Annotated in this window: 1 protein-coding gene; it reads right to left on the bottom strand. The window is 57.0% G+C overall.

The annotated features are described in order from the left end of the window. Positions 1 to 940 precede the first annotated feature (940 nt). Positions 941 to 2,452, bottom strand: a complete 1,512-nt coding sequence (locus AWB64_RS30460; RefSeq protein WP_060859135.1) for an IS3 family transposase — start codon at positions 2,450 to 2,452, stop codon at positions 941 to 943. Positions 2,453 to 2,492 lie beyond the last annotated feature (40 nt).

Here is a 2,492-nt window from a genome sequence, read left to right as displayed (position 1 = left end):
GGGGTGCGGCTAAAATCTTGGACTGGTTATGCCGCAATTCTAAGACTTTCCCGGTATTCGAGGGGACTGAGAGAGCCGAGCGAGACCTTGATCCGCGTTGCGTAGTGGGTAGCCCCACCGTCTTACGACGACGGGGCCCCCGAAGAACGCAGCATGCGACTTTCACCGCACTGCGCTCGAGCACAGCATTAAGCGTCGCGCTGACGCCGGTCTCGCTAACGGCACGAGCCCTTCGCAAGCATCACATCGTTGATTCGTCTCATCGCTGAGACGAAGGGCGCTGAACCGTGACGATACCGGTCTCTCACAAGCTTCCCCTCGATGAATCTCAAACGTGGACCTGCGACAACTGCACCACGCGGAAGTCTGCACCCTTTCGGGTTAGGGCAAATCCTGAACCCCTATACGGACTATTACCGCCCGTCATTCGCTTTTTCCGCGTTCTCTTATCCACTTGTCCAACAGATCCCCTTGCGGGTCTCCTGCCCAAGTCAAACTGCTGACTCGGGCGGACAATTGGACTTACCACGTTCCCGTTTCTGCCAACCCGGATGCTTTCGGGCTTATCCGTTTAGCGCCCGTCTATTCCCCGGCAGCATGATGACGACGTACCCCCGGGTACAAAGGGAGTAACCGGCTGCATACCTTTTGGTCTGGGCCCATTAGCCGCTTCGGCCCACTATCCGTCACGAGGTTTATCGACGATTCACGTCTGTTGCGCATGCGGAACTTGCCTTGCCTCGACGCCACATTGCGGCTCGCAGCGTCACCACATATCGTCACCAAATGCGGTGTCTTTCGACGAGCACGTTGTCGTTGGAGCTTCAGACCCGGCAGTTACCCGCCACGCCTGTCCAACTAGGCAACTACTGGCCGTACAGCAGGTCACGGCAACGCGTTACCTTGCGAAGCGTGACAAGACAAAAACGAGCTTTACCGCCTAGTGCATGCCGCTTGACGCGCGGCAGACGGCGACACGTGTCGCACTGTACCACCGGATGTAAGAGTCGAGGATCTCGATGAATTGATCAATGGTCGTGGTCCGCCAGTCACGAGGATAAAACAGTTCCGTCTTCAGTCGCCCGAAGAAGCCTTCACAGGCTGCGTTATCGGGCGAGCATCCTTTGCGTGACATCGAGCGAACCAGCCTGGCATCGCGCATCCGGGATAACCATCCGGGCCAACGGTAGTGCGCACCGCGATCGGAGTGGACCACTGGCCGCTCATCGCTATCGGCCACCGACTCGATGGCCGAATCCAGCATAGTATTTACGAGTTCAGCATCTGGTCGCGTGCTGATTGACCAGCTCACAACGAGACCGTCGAAGCAGTCGATTACCGGCGACAGATACACCTTGCCGGCTGGGAGCTGGAATTCGGTAATATCGGTGAGCCATTTCTGATTCGGGGCGGCTGCATGGAAATCACGATTGATGAGATTCTCCGGCGCGGGGCTTATTTCTCCACGATAGGAGCCGTAGCGACGGCGTCTGGTCGTGGCAGCAGCCAGACCCTCCTGTCGCATCAAACGTCGCACGACCTTCTCCGAGATGAAGACCTGCTGTCTGCTCAATGCCGCGCGGATTCGACGATAGCCGTAGCAGCGGTGATTGCATTCGAAGATGTCTGCGATGACGCGACGCGCGCCAGCATGCCTGTCAGCGACAAGCAGACGTGCACGGTGATAGAAGTAGGAACTGCGTGCAAGCCTCAGGACGGGTAACAGCTCTGGCAACGGATAGGTTTGTTTCAGGGCATCAACCAGCATCGTCTTCTCCCGGTTGCTCAGGAGCTGCGGGTCGATGCCCGTTCCTTTTTTTACCAGTTCGTTCGCCTTCTTGAGGATGTCGTGCTCGATCTGCAACTTCCGGATGTCGAGTCGAAGCGATTCGACCTGTCGTTCCAGTTCCGCACGCTCATGGTCCGGTGCTGGCTTCTTCTTGCGTTTCATGGATGCTGGAACCTCTCGACCGAGTAGCTGGTTCTTCCAGTTGTACAGCATCGGCCTGCTCACGCCTGTTTTCTGGGCAACCACGCGTGCGCTTTCTTCTCTGGCGCACAATTCAATGACTGCCGCCCGTTTCACCGCCAGCGATTTCGGAACGCTGCCAGCTACTCTGCCGACAAGGCGTTTTCCAATTTCGGGGCATAGTTCGTCAATCCAGGCTGCAAGCGTCCCGCGACTCGGAAAGCCCAAAGCCCTCAGGGTTGCAGCAGCACAACGGTCATGGCTCAGATAATGATCGACGGCAGCCTGCTTCTGTTCGGCCGAATACCTCGGCGCCGCACGAACATAGCCAGTTCGTAAATCATGACACTGTTCGTATTCTCGATGCCACGCCTTCAAGGAATTCTTTGTCGGGTAACCCAATTGCCTGATGGTCGCCTTGATGCGCTTTCCCAACTTCAAATAGAGCTGAACCGCTTGAACGCGGTCTTCGTACGAGTACATGGACTACCTCCAGGTAGTCCAAGATTTTGTCCGCACCCCC

The organism is Caballeronia sordidicola (assembly GCF_001544455.2).
Lineage (GTDB): Bacteria > Pseudomonadota > Gammaproteobacteria > Burkholderiales > Burkholderiaceae > Caballeronia > Caballeronia sordidicola.
This window is presented reverse-complemented; position numbering and strand designations above follow the sequence as displayed.

Excerpts from the sequence above, each read along its gene's own strand:
- AWB64_RS30460 (WP_060859135.1), bottom strand. The coding sequence starts at position 2,452 with ATGTACTCGTACGAAGACCGCGTTCAAGCGGTTCAGCTCTATTTGAAG.